The organism is Verticiella alkaliphila, assembly GCF_018904615.1.
In the GTDB taxonomy this organism is placed as follows: Bacteria; Pseudomonadota; Gammaproteobacteria; order Burkholderiales; family Burkholderiaceae_B; genus Verticiella; species Verticiella alkaliphila.
This window is the reverse complement of sequence record NZ_JADCNH010000107.1, coordinates 1-1,035: the sequence shown is the minus strand read 5'-3', so window position 1 is coordinate 1,035 and position 1,035 is coordinate 1. Positions and strand designations below refer to the sequence as shown.

The window sequence follows — 1,035 nt, the reverse complement described above, 5'->3', positions numbered from 1 at the left end:
GATACGTCAGCCCCATCCAGTTCGAGGCGGCGGCTTGTTAGGTTAAACAACCTGTCCGGCGGGATGGGGCAAGCCCACCGATCCGATTGGCATATGCAACATTGCCATCGCCTAACAAGCGCAGCCGCTGCCCGAGTCTTGCCCCAGGATAGTTTTCGGCCTGCTGAAAATCCATACCGTAAGCCGCGAGGCGAATCAACTTGGTATCTGCAAGACATGTGATTGCATAGGCCACAGCCCCCGAAACGAGTACAAGCGCAACCAGAGCACCCAATAGGTGGTTATCCCAGGGCGATGGAGCAACGGACTCGGAACTCACTGCCACATTTGCTCTTTCCCGGCTCACACCTGGACTCGAGAAGACACCCTGCGCCCAAGAAACCACTGGGTAAAAAGCTAGCGCACTCAACACAAGAACGATGAAGCATCCGAGCCACATCAACAGAAGCATGGGCGCAGCCAAGAGCGACACCGTCAGTTCAAAATACTGTGCGGGAAGACCCAGAGAGGCCGACACGTACCATCGAGCCATCGCGACACTGACAGTGTGCAGCCATGGCGTGAGAGCCAGCGATAGCAGCAGGAAAGGCTTTGTCAGCACACCGCTGTGAAGCAATGGTACAAACCACGCCACGAAGCCGGCTGCCAAGAGAAAAGCAGAGACACCGCCCGGCAACAACACGAGCCACGATGTCGATGGCCTCAAGAGAGCCGCAGCCACGGTTACGCCGGCGAATGCGCTGGCCAAGAAGTAGCACCTGCCGCACATCGGCATGGCCTTGAACTTCAGAATAAGAATTTTGAGGATCTTCACGCGTTTGTTTGCACTATGAACCTGCTGCTTCCAGCACATCGACCTGAGAAACTGCGTAAGCCATCAGAAAAACCGCAGAGGCGAGGAAAATGCGTCACTCCAACGTGACGCACGTTATTACCCTGCCTGCCCACAGATGCGCAACGGTAATGCCCCCTAAAAACCCTGGGATTCAGAAGTAGAATTTTCTCGCACAGGGAGTTCTACAGATGAAGCGATCG

General features: G+C 55.4%; 1 protein-coding gene. It reads right to left on the bottom strand.

The window, feature by feature from the left end; translation table 11 throughout:
• Nucleotides 1–37: 37 nt before the first annotated feature.
• Nucleotides 38–814, bottom strand: coding sequence for a hypothetical protein (locus tag IMZ29_RS22425; protein ID WP_216188480.1), 777 nt, complete (start codon nt 812–814; stop codon nt 38–40).
• Nucleotides 815–1,035 lie beyond the last annotated feature (221 nt).